Source organism: Curtobacterium sp. MCBD17_008 (genome assembly GCF_003234475.1).
Taxonomy (GTDB): domain Bacteria; phylum Actinomycetota; class Actinomycetes; order Actinomycetales; family Microbacteriaceae; genus Curtobacterium.
Window position 1 is genome coordinate 1 of the sequence record NZ_QKTK01000015.1, and the last position, 21654, is coordinate 21654.

At 71.3% G+C, this 21654-nt stretch carries 20 protein-coding genes and 1 tRNA gene; 12 read left to right on the forward strand and 9 right to left on the reverse strand.

Features of this window, described 5'->3' with window-relative positions:
* Positions 1–141: 141 nt before the first annotated feature.
* Entirely contained in the window at positions 142–1434 is a 1293-nt protein-coding gene (locus tag DEI95_RS13250; protein WP_111060551.1) for a DUF4032 domain-containing protein, read from the reverse strand.
* Positions 1435–1579: 145 nt separating this feature from the next.
* Complete coding sequence (locus DEI95_RS13255; protein ID WP_110890964.1) at positions 1580–2680, reverse strand: ABC transporter ATP-binding protein; 1101 nt, start codon at positions 2678–2680, stop codon at positions 1580–1582.
* Positions 2681–2942: 262 nt separating this feature from the next.
* On the opposite strand from DEI95_RS13255, the gene DEI95_RS13260 reads away from it, so the two are divergent.
* Positions 2943–3887: a thioredoxin domain-containing protein gene (locus DEI95_RS13260; protein ID WP_181422270.1), complete on the forward strand. Its 945-nt coding sequence runs from the start codon at positions 2943–2945 to the stop codon at positions 3885–3887.
* Between the two features lie 91 nt (positions 3888–3978).
* Here the strand turns inward: DEI95_RS13260 and DEI95_RS13265 are convergent, their stop codons facing one another.
* Complete coding sequence (locus tag DEI95_RS13265) at positions 3979–4875, reverse strand: neutral zinc metallopeptidase (RefSeq protein ID WP_110900951.1); 897 nt, start codon at positions 4873–4875, stop codon at positions 3979–3981.
* 79 nt (positions 4876–4954) lie between these two features.
* Here DEI95_RS13265 and DEI95_RS13270 point away from each other — a divergent pair, with 79 nt between their 5' ends.
* On the forward strand, positions 4955–5896 hold the full coding sequence (locus DEI95_RS13270) for a 2-deoxy-5-keto-D-gluconate 6-phosphate aldolase domain-containing protein (protein ID WP_111060553.1): 942 nt from the start codon (positions 4955–4957) through the stop codon (positions 5894–5896).
* Positions 5897–5925: 29 nt separating this feature from the next.
* Here the strand turns inward: DEI95_RS13270 and DEI95_RS13275 are convergent, their stop codons facing one another.
* Positions 5926–6690 (reverse strand): NAD(P)H-hydrate epimerase, encoded by a 765-nt coding sequence (locus DEI95_RS13275; RefSeq protein WP_111060554.1) that lies wholly within the window; start codon positions 6688–6690, stop codon positions 5926–5928.
* A gap of 35 nt (positions 6691–6725) precedes the next feature.
* On the opposite strand from DEI95_RS13275, the gene DEI95_RS13280 reads away from it, so the two are divergent.
* The 3 genes from DEI95_RS13280 to DEI95_RS13290 all read left to right on the forward strand — a co-directional run bounded on the left by DEI95_RS13280 (position 6726) and on the right by DEI95_RS13290 (position 10357).
* Positions 6726–7511 (forward strand): alpha/beta fold hydrolase, encoded by a 786-nt coding sequence (locus tag DEI95_RS13280; RefSeq protein WP_110900948.1) that lies wholly within the window; start codon positions 6726–6728, stop codon positions 7509–7511.
* Positions 7512–7593: 82 nt separating this feature from the next.
* Positions 7594–8625, forward strand: a complete 1032-nt coding sequence (locus DEI95_RS13285; RefSeq protein ID WP_111060555.1) for an aldo/keto reductase — start codon at positions 7594–7596, stop codon at positions 8623–8625.
* A 139-nt stretch (positions 8626–8764) separates the two neighbouring features.
* Positions 8765–10357: a glycosyltransferase family 39 protein gene (locus DEI95_RS13290; RefSeq protein WP_111060556.1), complete on the forward strand. Its 1593-nt coding sequence runs from the start codon at positions 8765–8767 to the stop codon at positions 10355–10357.
* Positions 10358–10427: 70 nt separating this feature from the next.
* Here the strand turns inward: DEI95_RS13290 and DEI95_RS13295 are convergent.
* Together DEI95_RS13295 and msrB are read right to left on the reverse strand one after the other, a co-directional pair.
* A tRNA-Thr gene (locus tag DEI95_RS13295) sits at positions 10428–10503 on the reverse strand.
* A 71-nt stretch (positions 10504–10574) separates the two neighbouring features.
* Entirely contained in the window at positions 10575–10976 is a 402-nt protein-coding gene (msrB, locus tag DEI95_RS13300) for a peptide-methionine (R)-S-oxide reductase MsrB (protein ID WP_110900945.1), read from the reverse strand.
* 73 nt (positions 10977–11049) lie between these two features.
* On the opposite strand from msrB, the gene DEI95_RS13305 reads away from it, so the two are divergent.
* The 7 genes from DEI95_RS13305 (at position 11050) to DEI95_RS13335 (ending at position 17173) form a co-directional block, all read left to right on the forward strand.
* Entirely contained in the window at positions 11050–11526 is a 477-nt protein-coding gene (locus tag DEI95_RS13305) for a GNAT family N-acetyltransferase (protein WP_110900944.1), read from the forward strand.
* A complete protein-coding gene (locus DEI95_RS13310; RefSeq protein WP_111060557.1) occupies positions 11526–12674 on the forward strand; it encodes a DUF2332 family protein in 1149 nt (382 codons plus the stop codon). The genes DEI95_RS13305 and DEI95_RS13310 overlap by 1 nt, the downstream gene beginning before the upstream one ends.
* 97 nt (positions 12675–12771) lie before the next feature.
* Positions 12772–13071: a DUF3263 domain-containing protein gene (locus DEI95_RS13315; RefSeq protein WP_111060558.1), complete on the forward strand. Its 300-nt coding sequence runs from the start codon at positions 12772–12774 to the stop codon at positions 13069–13071.
* Positions 13068–13691: a LytR C-terminal domain-containing protein gene (locus DEI95_RS13320; RefSeq protein WP_111060559.1), complete on the forward strand. Its 624-nt coding sequence runs from the start codon at positions 13068–13070 to the stop codon at positions 13689–13691. Before DEI95_RS13315 ends, DEI95_RS13320 begins: the two co-directional genes overlap by 4 nt.
* 257 nt (positions 13692–13948) lie before the next feature.
* Positions 13949–14152 carry a cold-shock protein gene (locus tag DEI95_RS13325; RefSeq protein WP_022903461.1) on the forward strand — a complete coding sequence of 68 codons (204 nt, stop codon included), beginning with the start codon at positions 13949–13951 and terminating at the stop codon, positions 14150–14152.
* Between the two features lie 212 nt (positions 14153–14364).
* The gene (gene groL / locus DEI95_RS13330; RefSeq protein WP_110824093.1) at positions 14365–15987 is read left to right on the forward strand and encodes a chaperonin GroEL; all 1623 of its coding nucleotides are present in this window, start codon (positions 14365–14367) and stop codon (positions 15985–15987) included.
* Positions 15988–16390: 403 nt separating this feature from the next.
* Positions 16391–17173 (forward strand): hypothetical protein, encoded by a 783-nt coding sequence (locus DEI95_RS13335; RefSeq protein ID WP_146243675.1) that lies wholly within the window; start codon positions 16391–16393, stop codon positions 17171–17173.
* Positions 17174–17359: 186 nt separating this feature from the next.
* Here DEI95_RS13335 and DEI95_RS13340 read toward each other — a convergent pair whose 3' ends face one another.
* From DEI95_RS13340 to DEI95_RS13350, 3 genes are all read right to left on the reverse strand, one after another.
* Complete coding sequence (locus DEI95_RS13340) at positions 17360–19066, reverse strand: cell wall metabolism sensor histidine kinase WalK (protein WP_110824091.1); 1707 nt, start codon at positions 19064–19066, stop codon at positions 17360–17362.
* 83 nt (positions 19067–19149) lie between these two features.
* Complete coding sequence (locus DEI95_RS13345; protein ID WP_110824090.1) at positions 19150–19845, reverse strand: response regulator transcription factor; 696 nt, start codon at positions 19843–19845, stop codon at positions 19150–19152.
* An 80-nt stretch (positions 19846–19925) separates the two neighbouring features.
* Positions 19926–21623, reverse strand: coding sequence for a DNA repair helicase XPB (locus DEI95_RS13350; RefSeq protein ID WP_111060561.1), 1698 nt, complete (start codon positions 21621–21623; stop codon positions 19926–19928).
* Positions 21624–21654: the final 31 nt, after the last annotated feature.

A 21654-nucleotide genomic window follows, 5' to 3' on the forward strand; every position in this document is an offset into this window, starting at 1 on the left:
GACGTGAGCGGCAGGTCGTGCGACCGCGTCTGCCGCGGTCGCACGACCTGCCGCTCACGTCCGCCGTGGTTCCGCGATCGCGGGGTCTCGACGCGCGAGATGCGCGAATTCCGGAACCTGGGGGGGGGGAGGGGGGACGGCTCAGACGGACGCGCGCCAGTCCTCGTCGTCCTCGTCCTCGTCCTCGCCGTCGAGCGGCAGCGCGATCGACGACGTCGGCGGGTTGATGAGCGTCCGCTCGTCCCGCCGGTGCCGCAGCACGTCGTTGATGTAGGCGGTCGTGGCCTCGGGGAGCGACACCGAGCGCTCCTCCTGCTGCGACATGAACCAGCGGTGCTCGAGCAACTCGTGGAACACCTCGGCCGGTTCGAGCCGGCCGCGCAGGTCCCGCGGGATCGCCCGCACGACGGGCTCGAACACCCGCGAGACCCACTCGTGCGCGACCATCTCCTCGTCGAGCTCCTCGCGGCCGTTGCGGGCACGGTACGCGTCCAGGTCGTTGAGCAGTCGTCGGGCCTGGTTCTCCTCGGCGTCGAGGCCGGTCAGACGCAGCAGACGGCGCTGGTGGTGTCCGGCGTCGACGACCTTCGGCTGGATGCGGACCTGTGCGCCGGACTCCGCGGTGCGGATCGACAGCTCCTCGATGTCGAAGCCGAGCGCGTTGAGCCGCTCCACGCGGTCGTTGATGCGCCAGCGCTCCGCCGCGTCGAACTGCTCGGTACCGGTGAGTTCCGTCCAGAGGGTCCGGTACTGCGCCACGATGCGGTTCGACACGTCCACGGGGTCGGCGTTCTCGTCCAGACGTCCACCGGCCTCCAGGTCGAGGAGCTCGCCGGCGATGTTCACGCGGGCGACCTCGAGGTCGTTCTCCCGCTGCCCGTTCGACAGCCCGCCCGGGTAGAGCTTCCCGGTCTCGGCGTCCACCAGGTACGCGGCGAACGAGCCGGCGTCGCGGCGGAACAGCGTGTTCGACAGCGAGACGTCGCCCCAGTAGAAGCCGATGACGTGCAGCCGGACGAGCAGGAGCGCCAGGGCGTCCACCAGGCGGGTGGCCGTGTCCGGGCGCAGCGTCTGCGAGTACAGCGCCCGGTAGGGCAGCGAGAAGCGCAGGTGCCGGGTGACGAGGACGGGCTGGAGCTCCTCGCCCTCGCGGCCGACGCGGTTCGTGATGACCGCGACGGGGTCCACGCACGGCACGTCCATGCGCTGCAGGGTCCGGAGCATGTCGTACTCGGAGCGCGCGAGTTCGGCGCTCGTCTCCTTGACCGCGACGACGTAGCCGCTGAGGTGCACGAACCGCACCAGGTGCCGCGAGATGCCCTTCGGCAGCGCGACGATCGTCTCGTCGGGCCAGGCCTCGAGCGGCAGGTCCCAGGGAAGGTCGAGCAGGCCGGGGTCGACGGTGGCGGCGGTGATGGTCATGGAGTCGGGCACGACGGGTCCTCAGGTGCTCGGCGGTGGGTCTGGAGGACGGGAGGCTCGGTGCGGGCCCGCACCGAGCCTCCCGTCCCGCAGGTGGGAACGACGGGAGCCCGCCAGGCGCCGAGGACGGCGGATGACGGGCTCCCGGGGGTGGTGATCAGGCGCTGACGACGGCCTTGTCGTCGAGGCGCTCGCCCGACTCAGCGTCGAACACGTGCACGTGACCCTGCTTCGGGCTCACGACGATCGTGTCACCGATCGAGGGGTGGTTGCGACCGTCGACGCGCGTGACGATGTCGGTGCGCGTGCCGTTCACGTCGGCGTGGCCGTAGAGGTAGCCGTCCGCGCCGAGCTCCTCGACGACGTCGACCGTGACGGGCAGGCCCTCGCCGGACTGGGACACGATGATGTCCTCGGGGCGGACGCCCACCGTGACGGCACCCGAGCGGGCGTTCGACAGGGTGTCGCGGTCGATCGGGTGGTTGAGCGACCCGAAGCTGATGCCGCCTTCGAGCACCGACGCCGGCAGGAGGTTCATGGCCGGCGAGCCGATGAAGCCGGCGACGAACACGTTGTTCGGCTTCTCGTAGAGGTCGCGCGGGGTGCCGACCTGCTGCAGGATGCCGTCCTTGAGCACCGCGATGCGGTCGCCCATCGTCAGCGCCTCGGTCTGGTCGTGCGTGACGTAGACCGTGGTGACGCCGAGACGACGCTGCAGCGACGCGATCTGGGTACGGGTCTGGACGCGGAGCTTGGCGTCGAGGTTCGACAGCGGCTCGTCCATGAGGAACACCTGCGGCTGACGGACGATCGCACGGCCCATCGCGACGCGCTGACGCTGACCACCGGAGAGCGCCTTCGGCTTGCGACCGAGGTACTGCTCGAGGTCGAGGAGCTTGGCGGCCTCCTGCACGCGGGTGGCGCGCTCCTCCTTGCCGACGCCGGCGATCTTGAGCGCGAAGCCCATGTTCTCGGCGACGGTCATGTGCGGGTACAGCGCGTAGTTCTGGAACACCATTGCGATGTCGCGGTCCTTCGGCGGGACGTCGGTGACGTCACGGTCGCCGATGCGGATGGCGCCGGAGTTGACCTCTTCGAGGCCGGCGAGCATGCGCAGGGACGTGGACTTGCCACAGCCCGACGGGCCGACGAGGACGAGGAACTCGCCGTCGGCGACGTCCAGGTCGAGTGAGTCCACCGCGGGGCGGTTGCCCCCGGGGTAGAGACGGGTTGCCTTGTCATAGGTGACGGACGCCATGAGCGTTCGGTCCTCTCCACCGGCAGGTACGTGCCGGACGATCCGTGGTGAAGCGGCGGCCCAGTCGGGCCCCGGACGGTCGCCGTCGACCGTCACGCCTCATACAACACGAGTTCTCCGGCTGGCGCCAGTGCGGGGGGCACGCGGGCTCCGGGCGTCGTCGGCTGGTTGGCTGGTTCCCATCGGCCGCCACTACAATCGCCGGGTCCGTCCGCCGACCGGGGGGAGGCCGGCGGACACCGACCAGGAGGACGACCGCACGATGACCAACCGCCCCGAAGGCGACGCCCGCGCCGAGCGCAACGCGCGTCGTGCCGCCGCGCGCGAGCGAGCTCAGCGAACCCGTACCCAGCAGAAGCGACGCCAGCGGGGTGTCCGCATCGGGCTCCAGGTCGGACTGGGCGTCGTGCTGATCGCCGCCGCCACCATCGTCACGCTGGTGCTCGTGAACTCCTCGCGTCCGGCCGGCCCCGGGCCGGACACCATGGCCGACGGCGGGATCACGATCGGCGCCGGGCTGAAGGCCGTCGAGCCCGGTGCCGCGTCCACGCCGTCGCCGAGCTCGACCGCCTCGGCCGAACAGGTCCGGATCACCCTCTACGTGGACTACCTCTGCCCGATCTGCGGCTCCTTCGAGCAGACGAACAGCGAGTACATCGAGGGGCTCGTCGACTCCGGTGCCGCGACCCTCGACGTGCACCCCGTCGCGATCCTGACGAACCGTTCCCAAGGCACGAAGTACTCCCTCCGTGCCGCGAACGCCGCGGCCTGCGTCGCGCAGGAGTCCCCGGACTCGTTCTTCGCCGTGAACCGCGCACTGTTCGCCGCGCAGCCGGAGGAGGGCACGCCGGGCCTCACCGACGAGCAGCTCGCCGACGTCGTCACGACCGTGCCCGGTGTGCGCAAGGGCTCGACGATCGAGCAGTGCATCGAGGACCAGCGGTACGGCAAGTGGGTCGACGAGCGCACCACCGCCGTGACGGGCGGGGACATCCCCGGCTCGGAGCTCACGACCTTCCCGGGGACCCCGCTCGTGCTCGTCAACGGCCAGCAGTACCCGTACTCCACCGCCTCGACGAACGACGAGTTCCGGACCTTCGTCGTCAGCGCCGCGGGCAGCACCGAGACGACCCCCACGCCGACCCCGAGCGCGACCCCCACCGCGTCCGCGGCGCCGTCCGGGTCCGCGTCGCCGACCGCCGGCTGACACCGCACACGAGCTGACCAGCACGACCGACCACGTGTCGGACGCGCACGACGGCCGGGACGCCTCCACGAGGCATCCCGGCCGTCGCCGTTCAGAGGGCCGACGCGGGCACGGTGAGCGTGTCGCAGCTCGTCGCACCCCGTTCGTAGCCACGCTCGAACCAGTCCTGACGCTGCTCGCTCGTGCCGTGCGTGAACGAGTCGGGGTCGACCCGGCCGGTGGCGCGCTCCTGGATGCTGTCGTCGCCGACCGCGCTCGCCGCCGACAGCGCGTCCGCGACCTGGGCGCGGGTGACGGGCTCGAAGAACGTCTCCCCGTTCGCCGACTCCGTGGTCGCCGCGTCACCGACCCAGGCGCCGGCGTAGCAGTCCGCCTGGAGCTCGACGCGGACGCTGTCCGACGCGGCCCCGCTGCCGCTGCGGTCGGTCTCGGCGAAGGTGCCCTCGAGCTGCTGGACGTGGTGGCCCCACTCGTGCGCGACCACGTACATCTCGGCGAGCGGTCCGCCGGACGCCCCGTACGTGGAGCGGAGCTCGTCGTAGAAGTCCGTGTCGACGTAGAGGGCACGGTCGGGCGGACAGTAGAACGGCCCCGTCGACGCCGAGGCCGTCCCGCACCCGGTGTCGGTCGACCCGGTGAACAGGAAGAACTCCGGCGTCGAGTAGCTGACCCCGAGCTGCTCGGCCTCGGCGGACCAGTACGCGTCGAGGGACTCCGCAGCGCCCTCCATGCGGCAGTCGATGCTCGCGTTCGCGTCGCGACCGGTGCGGCACTCGGCGACCGGCGAGGCCTCCGCGCCGCCCTGCTGGATGGTCGTCAGTCCGCCGCCACCGCCGACGACGCCGCTGAGGTCGACCCCGGTGAACTGTGCGATGAGGAACACCACGATCACGGTGCCGATGGACCCGCCACCGATCGCCACACCACGACCGGGGCCGCGTCGCTTGACCTTGCCGCCACTGAGCTGCGAGTCGTCGTTGAACGTCATGGCGTCGAACCTACGGACGTGCAGCGGGGGACGTGTGCACCGGCGCGACCGTCGGGCGTGGCGCGAGTAGACCGGGGGCATGCCGATCCTCGACGAGACCCACCCCCTGTTCCTGCTCGCGATGGACCAACGGTCCTCGCTCCTCGAGCACACCTACGACGAGGACTCCGGAGAGCCCGCGGACGAGGCCGAGGCCCAGCGCGTCCGTGCCGGCAAGCAGCTCGTCTACCGTGGCCTGCTCACCGCCCTCGCCGCCGGTGCAGCGCGCGAGCACACGGGTGTCCTCGTCGACGAGCGGTACGGCGCCGACGTGGCCCGGCTCGTCAAGGAGGCCGGGTTGCAGCTCGCGATGCCGGTCGAGCGGTCCGGCCGCGAGTGGTTCGAGCTCGAGTACGGCGACGACTGGGTCGCCCACGTCGACGCGTTCGACCCGGACTGGGTGAAGGTGCTCGTGCGGGACAACCCGGCGTTCGACGCCGAGCACCGCGCGCAGCAGGCCGCCGCGCTCGCCGACGTCGCGGCGACCCTGCACGACGCGGGCCGTCCGTTCCTCGTGGAACTGCTCGTCCCGGCGACCGACGAGCAGCGCGACGCGGTGGAGGACTACGACCGCGACCTCCGCCCGGACCTCGTCGTGCAGGTCCTCGAGTACCTGCAGGACCACGGCGTCGAAGCCGACGTGTGGAAGCTCGAGGGGCTCGACCGCACCGAGGACGCCGAGCGCGTCGTCGCCGCCGCCCGCCGCGGTGGTCGGGACGCCGTCCGGTGCATCGTCCTCGGGCGGGACGCCCCCGAGGAGCAGCTCGACCACTGGCTGCGCACCGCGGCGCCGGTCGACGGGTTCGTCGGCTTCGCGATCGGACGGAGCAACTGGGAGGAGGCGCTCGAGGACGTCGTCCGCGAGCACCTCGACACCGAGGCCGCCGAACGGCTCATCGCGGCCAACTACCGCCACTTCGTCGACACCTGGCTCGAGGCCCGCAGAGGGATCGAGCACGGTGTGGACGCGGGCGCCGTCTGAGCTGACCGGACCCGGCCGGTCGACGCGGGTCAGGTGCGGACCAGCGGCTCCACGGACGCCAGGTCCGCGCCGATCCCGACGTCCACCAGTTCGATGCGCCCGGCGAGCGTCGCCGCCGGACCGCGGAGGAGCCCGGCCTTCACCCCGCCGAACGTCACGGTGACGTCGGCGTGCAGCACGTGGTCGTCCGCGATGCCGCCGGTGTCCACGTCGATGCCACTCGGCACGTCGACGGCCACGACGAACGGGGCCCGCTGTTCGCGGGCGAGCTCCCGGAGCGCCGCGACGACGTCGCGGCCGGGGGAGCGGAGCGGCCCTCCGCCGCCGATCCCCAGGATCCCGTCGAGCACCAGGTCGGCCTCGAGCGCCGCCTCCCGCGCGACCGACGCGAGCCGTTCCCCCGCCGAGGGCGTCGCCGCACGCAGGATGTCGGCGGCCCCCGCCGCCGAGGGCACCGGGCCGCCGTCCGCGGGGTCGTCCAGGAGGCGCGCCCCGGCCTCCCGGGCTGCGGCCAGGCCCGCCTCGTGGACACGGGAGCCGACGCGGAGGACCGTCACGTGCCTCCCGGCCGCCGCCAGCCGCGCAGCGGCGAACAGCGCGTCACCGCCGTTGTCACCGCTGCCGACCAGGACGAGGACGGAGCCGGGGCCGTCCCCCGGGCGGATCGCGGAGTCGTCGAGCAGGTCCGCGACGATCGCGGCGAGCCCGTCCGCGGCCCGCTGCATGAGCGGCTCACCCGCCTCGAGGTGGGGGCGTTCCGCCGCTCGGATCTGGTCGCCGCCGTAGCCGTCCATACCGGCCACTGTGGCCCCACTACCCTGGACGGGCCATGTCACTCGTCCCCGAAGCGCCCCGCCCCCGCGTCGTGATGTCCCCGGACGGTCTGCCGCTCGCCACCTACGACTTCGGCGATCCCGACGCGCCCGCGGTCCTCGCCGTGCACGGCTTCGCGTCCGGGGCCGTCCTCAACTGGCACGCCTCGGGCTGGACCCGCGACCTCGTCCGCGCCGGCCACCGCGTCGTGGCGTTCGACCAGCGCGGGCACGGCGCCAGCGGGAAGCCGCACGAGCCGCACAGCTACTCCATGGACCTGCTCGTCGACGACGTCACGGCGGTGGTGGACACCTACCTGCTCGACGACGTCGCGTTCCTGGGCTACTCCCTCGGTGCTCGGGTCGGGTGGCACGCCGCCGAGCGGATGTCGGACCGGATCTCGCGCGCGGTGCTCGGCGGGATCCCGGACGCGGACCCGATGCGGCGCGTCCGCGTCGACCAGGCGTGGGCGTTCATCACCGACGGCACCCCGGTCGAGGACCGCGTGACGAACGGGTACCTCACGATGGCGGCGAACGTCGAGGGCAACGACCTCCGCGCGCTGGTCGCGATGGTGGAGGGGATGCGCGACAGCGTCGAGCCGACGCCGGCGAACGCGCCGACGCAGCCGCTGCTGCTGGCCGCCGGCAGCGAGGACGGGATCAAGGACAGCGCGCTCCGGCTCGCCGAGACAGCGCCGCACGCGACCTTCGTCGAGATCCCGGGGCGGAACCACTTCAATGCCCCCACGTCGCGGCACTTCCGGGAGGCGGCGATCGCGTTCCTGGGGCAGGGGCGGTAGCGGGGCGCTCGCGTCTGCAGACCGTTGACCGGTACTCGTGGACCCTCCCGCCGTCGAGGGGGCGCGGCGTAGCGTCCGCCGCATGGACTACAGACTCCTCGGCAACAGCGGGACAGTGGTGTCGTCGCTGACCCTCGGCACCATGACGTTCGGCAGCGAAGCCGACGAACCGACCTCCCACGCCATCATCGACGCCTTCGTCGCGGGCGGTGGCACGTTCATCGACACCGCCGACGTGTACTCGGGCAACGAGTCCGAGCGCATCATCGGACGGTGGCTCCGCGACCACCCCACCGACGCGCAGCAGGTGGTGCTCACCACGAAGGGCCGCTTCCCGCAGGGCGACGGCCCGAACGACCTCGGCCTCTCGCGCCGCCACCTCCGCGTGGCCCTCGACGCGTCGCTGGAGCGGCTCGGCGTCGACCACATCGACCTCTACCAGATGCACGCGTGGGACGCCCTCACCCCGATCGAGGAGACCCTGCGCTTCCTCGACGACGCCGTGTCGGCAGGCAAGATCGGCTCCTACGGGTTCTCGAACTACCTCGGCTACCAGGTCACGAAGGCGGTCTACGAGGCCCGCCTGCACAACTGGGCACCCCCGGTCACGCTCCAGCCGCAGTACAACCTGCTCGTCCGCGACATCGAGCACGAGGTCGTGCCTGCCTGCCTCGACGCCGGGATCGGGCTGCTCCCGTGGTCCCCGCTCGCCGGTGGCTGGCTCTCCGGCAAGTACCAGCGCGACGAGGCCCCGACCGGGTCGACCCGACTCGGTGAGGACCCGAAGCGCGGCATGGAGGCGTGGGAGGCCCGCAACGCCGACGAGCGCACGTGGAAGGTGCTCGACGCGGTGTCCGCCGTCGCGGACGCGCACGGCGCCTCGCGCTCCCAGGTCGCCCTGGCCTGGCTCCTCGCCCGGCCGGCGGTGACGAGCGTCATCCTCGGCGCACGGACCGTCGAGCAGCTGCAGGACAACCTCGGCGCCGCGGACCTCGTGCTCGACCAGGCCGAGCTGCAGACGCTCACCGAGGCGAGCGCTCCCCGCATCGACGACTACCCGTACGGCACGGCCGGCGTCGCACAGCGCGAGCGGAAGATCACCGGCGGTCGCTGACGGCGCCACGCGGTCGCCGGGGGTCCGTCACCCCGACGGGCCCCCGGTGGCGCGTGGTGGGCGGGCGCTCGGAGGCCCCGCCGCGCCGGGCCTCGGCTGCATCGGTGGGAGACGCTCGCCGCCTGCGTAGGATCTCGGGGTGCCCAGTCGCCGAGCCCCCTGGTCCCCGGACCGCCGGTCGGTCGACGACCCCGACGCGGCACGAGCGCTGACCGACGATCGCGCCACGGACGGTCCGGTCCAGCACCGCGGAGCGCCGCACCACGCAGCGCAGCACCGCGGACCACTGGCTCGGCGAGCGCTCGACCGCGGCGTGCTCGACCGGGCGTGGCTGCGCGTCACGGCCCTCGTGCTGCTCGCGGTCGCGGCCGCCTACCAGTGCTTCTGGCGCATCGGCGCCGGCAACATCGGTGGGGACGAGGCCACCTACGTCAAGGCCGGCCTCGCGTACGTGCACGGGGCGTTCGACCAGAACCGTGAGCACCCACCGACCGCCAAGTACCTGTTCGGCCTCGCGCAGCTGGTCGGTGGGCCCGGTGCCGTCGCACCCCGGGTCCTGGTCGCGTCGCTCGTCGTCCTCGGTGCGGCGGTCATGTTCGTCTGGCTGCGCGCGGAGGTCGGCTTCTGGTCCGGGTTCGCGGCCGCCGCACTCTGGACCATCACCCCTCGCGGCGGTGCCGGTGCCCGCCTGGACCGGGTGGCGCTGCTCGACCCGGTGATGGTGTTCTTCGCCCTGGCGGCACTCTTCGCGATCTGGGTGTGGATCCGTACCGACCGTTGGTGGTGGGTGCCCGTCTCGGCGGTGCTCATGGCGGCGTCGGTCACGTCGAAGGCGTCGACCCTCGTGCTGCTGCCGGTCCTCGTCCTTTCCCCGGTGTTGTTCGGCCGGTGGCGTGCGCTCGTCGTCGGCGGAGCGGTGTGGGCGGCCACGTTCGTCGTCGCCGTCGTCGCGCTCTACGCCCCCATGGGGATGCGCTCCGCGGTGCAGTACATGCTCACCTTCCAGTCCGGACAGAACGAGCACGGACACCTCATCTCGATCGCCGGCCACACGTACCAGTTCGCTCCGTGGTGGGCGAACTGGTGGTTCCTGCTCCGCGGGGTCGGCACGCCCGTGGTGGTGGTGCTCGCCGTCGCCGTGCTGCTCGCGGTGGTCGTGCGTCCGGGCAGGCTCGTGGTGTTCCTCCTCGCGCCGCTCGTGCTGCTCGTGGCGTTCTACTCGCTCGCCGCCGAGATCGCGCTGCCGACCTACTACGCGGCGTGGATGCCGTTCGTCGTGATGCTCGCCGCCGTGGGGCTCGGGCAGCTCGGCCGCGTGCGGCCGCGGTGGGTGACGAGCAGCGTCGCCGTCGTGCTCGTCGTGGTGGCACTCGTCGGGAGCATCCCGACCGCGCGGACGATCTGGGAGGCACGTGCCACCGGCGTCGCCCGGCTGCTCCCGCTCCTGCGGCACGAGGGCATCCGGGACGGTCAGGTCTTCTTCGGCGCGATCACCCCGAGCGACTACGACCAGTACGTCGGGGACCGCGGGGTCCGGGACGTGGTCGATGCACCGTTCGTCGCGATCGTGGTCGGCCGGGACCGTCGCTTCCCGCTGCCGCCGGAGGTGCAAGAACTGCTGACGTCCGAGCGGTCGTCGTTCGAGCGGGTGCGACTCGACCGCATCGTGGCGTGGATCCCGGACGGGGAGATCGTCCGGACGTCCGACGGCGGGCTGACCGTGCGGCGCTGACCGTCGGGCGCCCCGGTGCGGGTGTCCGTGAGCGACGGATCCACCTTCGGCTGCACGGGAAGCCGTGATCTGGGGCCGGCAGCGGGACTTGAACCCGCAACCCCCGTATTACAAGTACGGTGCGCTACCAATTGCGCCATGCCGGCTGACCCGCCCATCGTACCGGGCGGACACGACGACGGCGCCCGGGCCGCAGCCCGAGCGCCGTCACACTCGCCTACTCCTGCGCCGAGAAGTTGAGCGAGATCGAGTTCATGCAGTAGCGGTCGCCCGTGGGCGTCCCGAAGCCGTCCGGGAACACGTGGCCGAGGTGGCCGCCGCAGTTCGCGCAGCGGACCTCGGTGCGGGCCATGCCGAGCGAGTTGTCCTCGATGAGCTGCACCGCGTCGGGATCGACCGACTCGTAGAACGACGGCCAGCCGCAGCCGGAGTCGAACTTCGTGCCGCTCTTGAACAGCTCCGCACCACACGCCGCACACGTGTAGACGCCGGCACGCTCCTCGTCGAGGAGTTCACCGGTCCACGGGCGCTCCGTCCCGGCCTGGCGCAGCACGGCGTACTGGTCAGGGGAGAGCTCCTCGCGCCACTGGGCGTCGGACTTTTCGACCTTGTAAGCCATGTGCGTACCTCCTGGTTCCGACCGGGGCTCGTGCCCGCCGGTCATCGTGCGTCACACCAGTAAACTCCGACCGATGTCCGAGCATTCCGTCCGCCGTGCCCGCTGGGAGCACCTGACGACCGACGAACTGTACGACATCGTGCGGCTCCGGAACCGGGTGTTCGCCCTCGAACAGCGGGTCTCGGCCGAGGACTTCGACGGCCGTGACCGCGACCCGGACACCGAGCACTGGTGGGTCGGCGTCGGGGACGGACCGGTCGTCGGGTACCTCCGCCTGGTCCGGCCGGCACCGGACGAGCCGCACCCAGCGGGGACCGCTGTGCCGACCCGCGTGATCGGCCGCGTCGCCACCCACCCCGACCACCGCGGCCAGGGGATCGCCGGCGGCCTGGTGGCGGCGGTGCTCGGGTCGCACGGCGCCGAGCCGTTCGTCCTGCACGCCCAGCAGTACGTCGCCGGACTGTACGAACGGCACGGGTTCGTCCGCTTCGGCGCCCCCTACGACGAGGCCGGCATCACCCACGTCGGCATGTACCGCCCCGGGGCCTGATGGACACGCGGGACCGCTACCGCGCCTACGCCGACCGGATCGACGGGGTCTCCCCGACGTACGCCGCCTGGGCGCGCTCGGTCGAGGGTCCGCTCGTCGACCTGCTCGACGCCGTGCCGGAGCCGAAGCGCCAGCCCGAGCTCCTGTTCGCGGTCGCGCGACGGCTGGGCGCCGACCCCGCTGACCCGGCAGCGCTCCGCGCACTCGGCCGGGAGGCCCGACCCGCCCTCGTCGCGGCCCTCACCACCGCCACGGTGCAGGCCAACGACCCGCGACGGCTCGCCCCCGTCGTCCCGGTGCTCGCCGCGCTCTCGGCGGCCTCGGCGCGACCCCTCGGTCTGCTCGACGTCGGAGCGGCGGCCGGACTCTGCTCGATCCCGGACCGCGTGACGCTCGACCACCGGCTCGTCGACCGTGCGCGTCCGGCCGGTCCGGTCCCGTCCGGGCAGATCCCGTCGGGGCACATCCTGTCGGGATCTGTGCCGTCTGGATCCGTGCCGTCCGGCCCCGGGTCGACGCAGCGCGGACGACGGAGCGCGACGGCGGGCGACCTCGTCCGGGTGCACACGGCGGTCGAGGGGCCCGCGGTGCACCTCGTCGCCGAGGTCGTGGGGACACCACCCGCTCCCGCGACGACCCCGATCCGGATCGGTGCCCGCGTCGCCCTCGACCCGAACCCGATCGACCCCGCGGCGCCGGACGCGTTCGCCCGACTCGCCGAGGCCGTCCCGCCCGAGGCGACGGACCGGACCGCCCTGATGCGGGACGCGCTGCGGGCGACGCTGGTCGAGCCTCCCGTCCGGGTCCGCGGCAGCGTGCCGGACGACCTCGACCGGGCCCTCGACGCCCTGCCGGACGACTGCGAGCCGGTCGTCATGACCACGGGGACGCTCGTCTACGTGCCGGGCGCTGGGCGGGAGCGCTTCGTCGACCGGCTCCGCGAGCGGGGCGTCCGCTGGGTGGCGCTCGAACGCACCGGTGTCCTCACCGGGGTCGCGGCGACCCTGCCGGAGGACGTCGACCCCGCGGACCCGGACGCCTTCGCGACGCTCTCGCTCGACGGCCGGGCGCTCGCCGTGTCCGACGCCTTCGGCACCCGCGTCCGGTGGTCCGCCCCGCCCGAGGTGCTGGCGGAGACCGTGGGGTGAGCGGGTTCCGCGACAGTCCAGCACCGTGCCAGGGTCGACATGCCGCGCACCCCTACGATGTGCGAGACCTGCAACCCGTTCGCGATCGGACCAACCTGTGACCGCCCTCCCCGCCGACGAGCTCACCGAGCTCGCCAAGCACGTGCTCGCGTTCGAGCACGACCGGGCGCGGCACGACCGGACGAAGGAAGCGGAGATCCGGGTCGAGTTCGACATGTCGCCGGCGCGGTACTACCAGGTGCTCAACCGCGTGATCGACACCCCGGCCGCCCTCGCGTACGACCCGCAGCTCGTCACCCGGCTGCAGCGGCTCCGCAGCGCCCGGACGAGCGCCCGCGCTGCCCGCACTTTCGTCGCGCCCCCGGCCGACCCCGAAGGACGTGAAGAGGAACGATGACGAGATTCCCGCGAGACCGGTTCGACGACGTCGCTGACGGCCCCCGGGTCGGCGCCCACCGTGGTGCTGCCCGCCGGGGTGGCGGGTGGGTCGTCTTCGCGTGGGCCGCACTCGCGACCGGCGTGCTGGTCGGCATCGGGGTCCTCGTCCTCGCCCTGCTGAACGGCAGCTGGCAGTTCGCGGGGGGGAGCGGTGGGTCGACGCCGTCCGCGACCTCGACGCCCTCGGCCAGCGCGTCCTCCGGTTCGGGCTCGGACTCGGGCTCTGACGCCGACTCCGGGACGGACGACGGGGGAGCGACGCAGTCGCCGTCAGCGGCGGCCGGCGCGTCCGCTGCCGATCAGGGTGCGACGACGCTCGTCGTGCTGAACGGGACCTCGACGACCGGTCTGGCCGCGAACGCCTCGACACGTCTCGGCACCGCCGGGTGGACCGTGACGGCGACCGGGGACGCCGGGACGACCGGGGCGACGCAGACGATCGTCTACTACCAGCAGGAGTCGCAGGCGGCCGTCGCACAGGGCGTCGCGCAGGCGCTGGGGGTCAGTGCGGTGCAGCAGTCGGCGGCGTTCCCGAACGCGGACGTCTCGGTCGTGCTCGGCTCCGACTACACGGGCTGACCGGGGTCCGCGGCGGTCCTCCGTGGTCGTCGTGTTTCCGTCACGTTGCGGATCAGGGTTCTCCGCGTGAAATGCGTGTCACACCCCTTGCCGAAATGCCGTCCTTCGGTCAGAGTCACCAGTGGTCACCCCGTGATCGCGACGACGCCTCATGTTGCCGTCCGGGAGCGGGTGAGTCGACATGCGCTCGGACCCGGCGGCCGCCTCGCGCGAGGGGGCCGTCGTTCGCAACAGCAGTACCGCAGGGAGCAAGGATCATGGCCAACGGAACCGTGAAGTGGTTCAACGCCGAGAAGGGCTTCGGCTTCATCACCGTGGATGGAGGGGGCCAGGACGTGTTCGTGCACTACTCGGCCATCGACATGAGCGGCTACAAGGTCCTCGAGGAGGGCCAGGCGGTGACGTTCGACGTCGGCACCGGGTCGAAGGGCCCGCAGGCCGAGTCGGTCCGTCCCGCGTAGTCGTCCGGAACCACTCGCGGACGCGCCGTCCCCTCGGGGGCGGCGCGTTCGTCGTCCGCCGGGACGCGGTGGGTCGACCTGTGGAGTGGGGCAGAGCCTCCCCACTGTGTTGCACTCTCGGGTGGCGAGTGCCAGAATCGGGCTTGGCACTCGGCCAGGCTGAGTGCCAGAACGACCCCGATGACGACGTCCGGGAGGGACGAAGAACTCACATGGCAAAGATCATTGCTTTCAACGAAGAGGCCCGACGCGGCCTCGAGCGCGGCCTCAACCAGCTGGCCGACGCCGTGAAGGTGACGCTCGGCCCGCGCGGCCGCAACGTCGTCCTCGAGAAGAAGTGGGGCGCCCCCACGATCACGAACGACGGTGTCTCCATCGCCAAGGAGATCGAGCTCGACGACCCGTACGAGAAGATCGGTGCGGAGCTCGTCAAGGAGGTCGCCAAGAAGACCGACGACGTCGCCGGTGACGGTACGACCACCGCGACCGTCCTCGCCCAGGCCCTCGTCCGCGAAGGCCTCCGCAACGTCGCCGCCGGCGCCGACCCCATCTCCCTGAAGCGCGGCATCGAGAAGGCCGTCGCGGCCGTCTCCGAGCAGCTGCTCGCCGACGCCAAGGAGATCGAGACCAAGGACCAGATCGCCGCCACCGCGTCGATCTCGGCCGCTGACCCGACCATCGGCGCGCTCATCGCCGAGGCCATCGACAAGGTCGGCAAGGAAGGTGTCGTCACCGTCGAGGAGTCGAACACCTTCGGCACCGAGCTCGAGCTCACCGAGGGCATGCGCTTCGACAAGGGCTACCTGTCGCAGTACTTCGTCACCGACCCCGAGCGCCAGGAAGCCGTCTTCGAGGACGCGTACGTCCTGATCGTCAACTCGAAGATCTCGAACATCAAGGACCTCCTGCCGGTCGTCGACAAGGTGATCCAGGCGGGCAAGCAGCTCCTGATCATCGCCGAGGACGTCGACGGCGAGGCCCTGGCCACGCTCGTCGTGAACAAGATCCGCGGTATCTTCAAGTCCGTCGCCGTCAAGGCCCCGGGCTTCGGCGACCGCCGCAAGGCCATGCTGCAGGACATCGCGATCCTCACCGGCGGCCAGGTCATCTCGGAAGAGGTCGGCCTCAAGCTCGAGAACGCGACGCTCGATCTGCTCGGTCGTGCCCGCAAGGTCGTCATCACCAAGGACGAGACCACGATCGTCGAGGGTGCCGGCGACGCCGACCAGATCGCGGGCCGCGTCAAGCAGATCCGCGCCGAGATCGAGGCGACCGACTCCGACTACGACCGCGAGAAGCTCCAGGAGCGCCTCGCGAAGCTCGCCGGTGGCGTCGCCGTCATCAAGGCGGGTGCCGCGACCGAGGTCGAGCTCAAGGAGCGCAAGCACCGCATCGAGGACGCCGTCCGCAACGCGAAGGCCGCCGTCGAAGAGGGCATCGTCGCCGGTGGTGGCGTCGCCCTCATCCAGGCCGGCAAGGTCGCGCTCGACGGTCTCTCGCTCGAGGGTGACGAGGCCACGGGTGCGAACATCGTGCGCGTCGCCATCGACGCCCCGCTCAAGCAGATCGCGCTGAACGCCGGTCTCGAGCCGGGTGTCGTCGCCGCTCGTGTCCGCGAGCTCGAGGCCGGCCACGGCCTCAACGCCGCGACGGGTGAGTACGTCGACCTCATCGCCGCGGGCATCATCGACCCGGCCAAGGTCACGCGCTCGGCGCTGCAGAACGCCGCGTCGATCGCCGGTCTGTTCCTCACCACCGAGGCCGTCGTCGCCGACAAGCCGGAGAAGACCCCGGCCATGCCGGCCGGCGACCCCACGGGTGGCATGGACTTCTAGTCCGTCCTGCCGGCAAGGGCCCTCGCACGCTGCGCGTGCGGGGGCCCTTCCGCGTGCGCGGCCGTGTAACGGCCGGTGCTGTGTCGCCGAGGTCGCACGAAGTGCCGCCTGCCTGCCTGCGGCGCGGCACATCGTGCGACCTCGGTGACGCCAGCGCGGCGTGTCGTGCGACTTCAAACGTGTCATCAGGACCCCTTGCAGCCATCGCTCACGCCTGCCCTGCACTGGAGGCACGGAGGCAGCTTCCGTCCACAAGCTCGGTACACAGGCGGAGCACCGGACGCGGCTGCCCGATGCTGCGATGATGGTGGAACCACGACCGCTGCCCGCGCCGTTCTCCGACGGCCCGTTCAGAGTCCGGGACGCTCTCGCGTCGGGGCTCGACCCGGGTCGGCTCCGCCGGATGGACCTGCAACGTCCCGTCCACGGCGTCCGGGTGGCACGCGCGAGCGACGCCACCATGGTCGACGTGCTCACGCCGCTCCTCCGGCCCGACCAGTTCTTCAGTCACACCACGGCTGCTGCCCTGTGGGGAGCACCACTCCCGCGACGCGTCCGAGCGGACGTCCACGTCACCACCGCGGGGACCGCCGCCTTGATGCGGTGCCCCGGCATCACCGCGCATCGTGCTCAACTCGACGTTCCCACCGTCACCGCGTTCGGAACGCGTCTCAGCACGCCCGAGCGGAGTTGGTGGGAGTGCGCGAGCGTCCTGACCGTCAGGGAACTCGTCGCGGTGGGCGATGCCCTCGTCGGCAGGAGGTCGCTGACGACGATCGACCGCCTCGCGGCTGCCATCCGTCCGGGACATCGCCACGTCAGGGTGGCGCGAGCAGCGCTGGAACTCGTGCGGGTCGGAGCGGAATCACCGATGGAGACGTGGTTCCGTCTTGCGATCGTCGACGCGGGGTTCCCGGAGCCCGATTTGAACGTGGAGGTCTTCGACGCAGGTGGAGTCTTCCTCGGCCGGGTCGACATGGCCTGGCCTGAGCAACGCATCGCCTTCGAGTACGACGGTGACCATCATCGCGACCGGGACGTCTTCCACCACGACCACCGGCGTGACAACGGGTTCGTCGTCAACGACTGGTTGGTGGTGCACGCCACAGCGGTGGATGCAGCACGTCCGGCTCTGGTCTTCGAGCGACTCCGGCAGGCGTTCGCCGCTCGGAGTCGTGGCGCTTGATGTTGGCGCCCAGGCCATGCCGTCCGTTCCCCCGGCTACCGTTTTCCTGAAGTCGCAGGACATGCCGCGGCCGATGCGCCGAGGTCGCGCGGACTGCCGCCGCACGGTCGGTGAGCAGGCAGTTCGTGCGACCTCGGCGGGGAGCCGGCCGCCGCCGCCGGCCGGCCGCCGCCGCCGGCTGCCGCGTCAGGACAGGGTGGGGGCCGCGGGGTCGGCGTCGCGGGGCAGGAGCGGGAGCCAGACGCGGAAGGTCGCGCCACCGCCCGGGGTGTCGAACACCTCGACCGACCCGTGGTGCGCATGCACGATGCCCGACACGATCGCGAGACCGAGCCCCGAGCCGCCGGTGTCCCGCGCGCGCGAGGTGTCGGCCCGCCAGAAGCGCTGGAAGATCTTGTCGCGCAGCTGCGGCGGGATGCCCTCGCCGTGGTCGATGACGTCGATGTGCGCCATGCCGCGGTCGTCGTCCACGCCGATGCCGATCTCGATCGGGTCGTCGTGCTCGGTGAACCGCATCGCGTTGCCCATCAGGTTCGTGATGACCTGCCGGATCTTGTTCTCCTCGGCCAGGACGATCGGCGGGCGTTTCGGCAGCACGATCGTCGGCAGCGGGGTGGTCTCGTCCGTCGGCTTCGCGTCGACGTTCATGGCCCGGGTCCGTCGAGCACGCAGTCTGGCGATCGTCTGCCGCGAGAAGGCGATCGGTCCGGTGGTGTTGAGCGACGGTGACACCGGGGCGGGACCACCGGCCTCGCCGTCGGCTGCCGGACCGAAGGAGCTGGCGGGGCGGACGGCCTGCGGGACGTTCTCGCCGGTCACGGCGTCCTCGACGAGGACCTGGATCTCGCGGTCCGGGTTCGAGGCCATCGTGTCGAGGGCCGAGTCGCGGGCGATGGCGACGAGGTCGACGGGACCGAGTTCGAGGGGCTTCGACTCGTCGATGCGGGCGAGCTGGAGCAGGTCCTGCACGAGCAGGCCCATGCGCTGGGCTTCCTTCTCGATCCGGTCCATGGCCTGGGCGACGTCCTCCTCCTTGCGGAGGGCGCCCATCCGGTAGAGCTCGGCGTACCCGCGGAGCGACACGAGCGGCGTCCGGAGTTCGTGGGAGGCGTCACCGACGAAGCGGCGCATCTGGTCGATGGTGCGCTGCCGGTCCTCGAAGGCGTCGTCGATGCGTTCGAGCATGGCGTTCAGGGACCGGTTGAGGCGCCCGACCTCGGTGTTCGGGGTGTCGGCGTCGAGGCGCTGGTTGAAGTCGCCGGCGGCGAAGCGGGCGGCCGTGTCCTCGACGTTGCGGAGCGGGTCGAACGTCGCCGTCACGAGGAGGCGCGTGAGCATCGCCCCGAGCAGGATCACCGCGATGCCGAAGAACAGGAAGATGACGGTGAACCGGAGGATGGTCTGGTCGGTGTCCGCGCTGGACACGGCGACGAGGACGTACCCGGTCTCGGTGGCGCCGTTCGACAGGTTCTGCAGGTTCGCGGGGATGACCTGGGCGCGCCACTCGTGGCTGTGCTGCCGGTCGTACAGGCTGAACGGATGCGCAGCCGACGCGGCGGCCGTGAAGTCCACGCGGGAGATGTCCGGCTGGGACGAGGACTGGGTGTCGCAGATCTGCTCGCCGTTGCCGTCGTACGCGGCCACGTAGGAGCTCTTCTCGAGGACGACGGACAGGTTGCAGTACTGCTCGCCGTCGCTGACGTTCTGCCCCTCGAGCTGCGAGCTCGTGGTCTCGACCTGCGTGTCGAGTCGCAGGTTGAGGTAGGTGCTCAGGACGGTCATCGTGCCGAGGCCGGCGACGAGCAGGCCGAGGGCGACCAGGAGGACGGTGATCCCGGTGATCTTGGTGCGGAGGGAGATCCCGTCCCACCAGTGGCTCATTCGCTCGTGCATGCTTCCCCAACAGTAAGCGGCGGCCGTCGGGAAGATCCCGACGGCCGCCGACAGTCAGCTGTGCGACCTGCGCGGTCCGACGATCAGGAGGCCTTGGTCGCCTTGAGCATGTAGCCGAACCCGCGCTTGGTCTGGATGATCGGCTCGGCCGAGTACTGGTCGAGCTTGCGGCGCAGGTAGGAGATGTAGGACTCGACGATCCCGGCGTCGCCGTTGAAGTCGTACTCCCACACGTGGTCGAGGATCTGCGCCTTCGAGAGCACGCGGTTCGGGTTGAGCATGAGGTAGCGGAGGAGCTTGAACTCGGTGGGGGAGAGTTCGATCTGCGCGTCGCCGATGGTGACCTCGTGCGTGTCCTGGTCCATCGTGAGCTCACCGGCGCGGATGATCGCGTCCTCTTCGTCGTTCATCGTGCGACGGAGGATCGCCTTGATGCGGGCGACGATCTCGTCGAGCGAGAACGGCTTGGTGACGTAGTCGTCACCTCCGACCGTGAGACCGGTGATCTTGTCCTCGGTGTCGTCCTTCGCCGTGAGGAAGAGGATCGGCGAGGTGTAGCCCGACGAGCGGAGGCGCTTGGTCACGCCGAATCCGTTCATGTCGGGGAGCATGACGTCGAGGATGATGAGGTCCGGCTCCTCCTCGAGCACGGCGGAGATCGCCTGTGCGCCGTTCCCGACCGCACGCACCGCGAATCCGGCGAAGCGCAGCGAGGTCGTGAGGAGATCGCGGATGTTCGGCTCGTCGTCGACGATGAGGATCTTGGGTCCGTCGGTCATGGGGCCATCCTCTGACTGTTCCCTGGTTGCTTCCTGGGAGCAGTTCGTGTGTTGGCCAGAGGTGGTCTGGAGTCCGGGTACTACGCCACGGCCGGGGCGATCTGGTCCGCGTCGAGGATCGTGTACGAGTACCCCTGCTCCGCGAGGAACCGCTGCCGGTTCTGCGCGAAGTCCTGGTCGACCGTGTCCCGCGTGACGAGCGTGTAGAACGACGCCGGGACGCCGTCCTTGTTCGGGCGGAGGAGGCGGCCGAGCCGCTGTGCTTCTTCTTGGCGGGACCCGAACGAGCCCGACACCTGGATCGCCACGGTCGCGTCCGGCAGGTCGACCGAGAAGTTCGCGACCTTGGACACCACGAGCACGTCGATCGAGCCCTCGCGGAACGCCTGGTACAGCCGCTCCCGCTCGTCGACCGGCGTCGCGCCAGTGATCTCGGCGGCGTCCAGGGAGGCCGCGAGCTCGTCGAGCTGGTCGATGTACTGGCCGATCACCAGGATCTGCTCACCGCGGTGCTTCTCGATGAGGTCCCGTACGACCGGGGTCTTGGCCGGTGAGGTCGCCGCGAGCCGGTACCGCTCGTCGTCGCTGGACGCCGCGTACTCCAGCCGGTCTTCGTGCGCGAGGTCGATTCGGACCTCGTAGCACTCGGCGGGGGAGATGTAGCCCTGGGCCTCGATCTCCTTCCACGGTGCGTCGTAGCGCTTCGGGCCGATCAGGGAGAACACGTCCCCTTCGCGCCCGTCCTCGCGCACGAGCGTCGCGGTGAGCCCGAGGCGACGACGTGCCTGGAGGTCGGCGGTCAGCTTGAACACCGGGGCGGGGAGCAGGTGCACCTCGTCGTAGACCACGAGCCCCCAGTCGAGGGCGTCGAGCAGCGACAGGTGCGTGTACGCGCCCTTCCGGCGGGCGGTGAGGATCTGGTAGGTCGCGATCGTGACCGGCCGGATCTCCTTGACGCTGCCCGAGTACTCGCCGATCTCGTCCTCGGTGAGGGTCGTCCGCTTGAGCAGCTCGGTCCGCCACTGCCGGGCGGAGACGGTGTTCGTGACGAGGATGAGCGTCGTCGCCTTGACTGTCGCCATCGCCCCGGCACCGACCAGCGTCTTGCCGGCACCACAGGGCAACACGACGACGCCGGACCCCTGTTGGAAGAAGCTGTCCACGGCGTCGTGCTGGTACGGCCGGAGGTCCCAGTCCGAGGTGTCGAGGTCGATGTCGTGCGGCTGACCGGGCGTGTAACCGGCGAGGTCCTCGGCGGGCCACCCGATCTTCACGAGCTCCTGCTTGACCTGCCCGCGGGCCCAGGCCTGCAGCTCGACGGCCGTGTCCGAGCGGCGCTCGCCGAGGAGCGGCTGGATGCGCTTGGACCGGGTGACCTCGGCCAGGAGCGCGGGGTCCGACGCGGTCAGCACGAGCGCGGGCTGCTGCTCGAGCTCCTCGGTCGGGGAGTTCGCGATGACGGGGGCGTCCTCGCGCTCCTCGCGCCGGATCACCAGGCGGCCGTACCGGGAGACGGTGTCCTCGATGTCGACCGTGACGCTCTGCGGCACCGGGAACTTGGCGAACCGTTCGAGCGTGTCGACCATGGACGCGGCGTCGTGTCCGGCCGCCCGGGCGTTCCAGAGGCCGAGCCGCGTGATGCGGTACGTGTGCACGTGCTCGGGTGCCCGCTCGAGCTCGGCGAACACCGCGAGCGCGTGGCGGGCGTCCTCGGCGTCGGGGTGCGCGACCTCGAGCAGCACGGTGCGGTCACTCTGCACGATCAGCGGTCCGTTCATGACGGATCAGCCTAGGCGGCGCAGCTGGTGC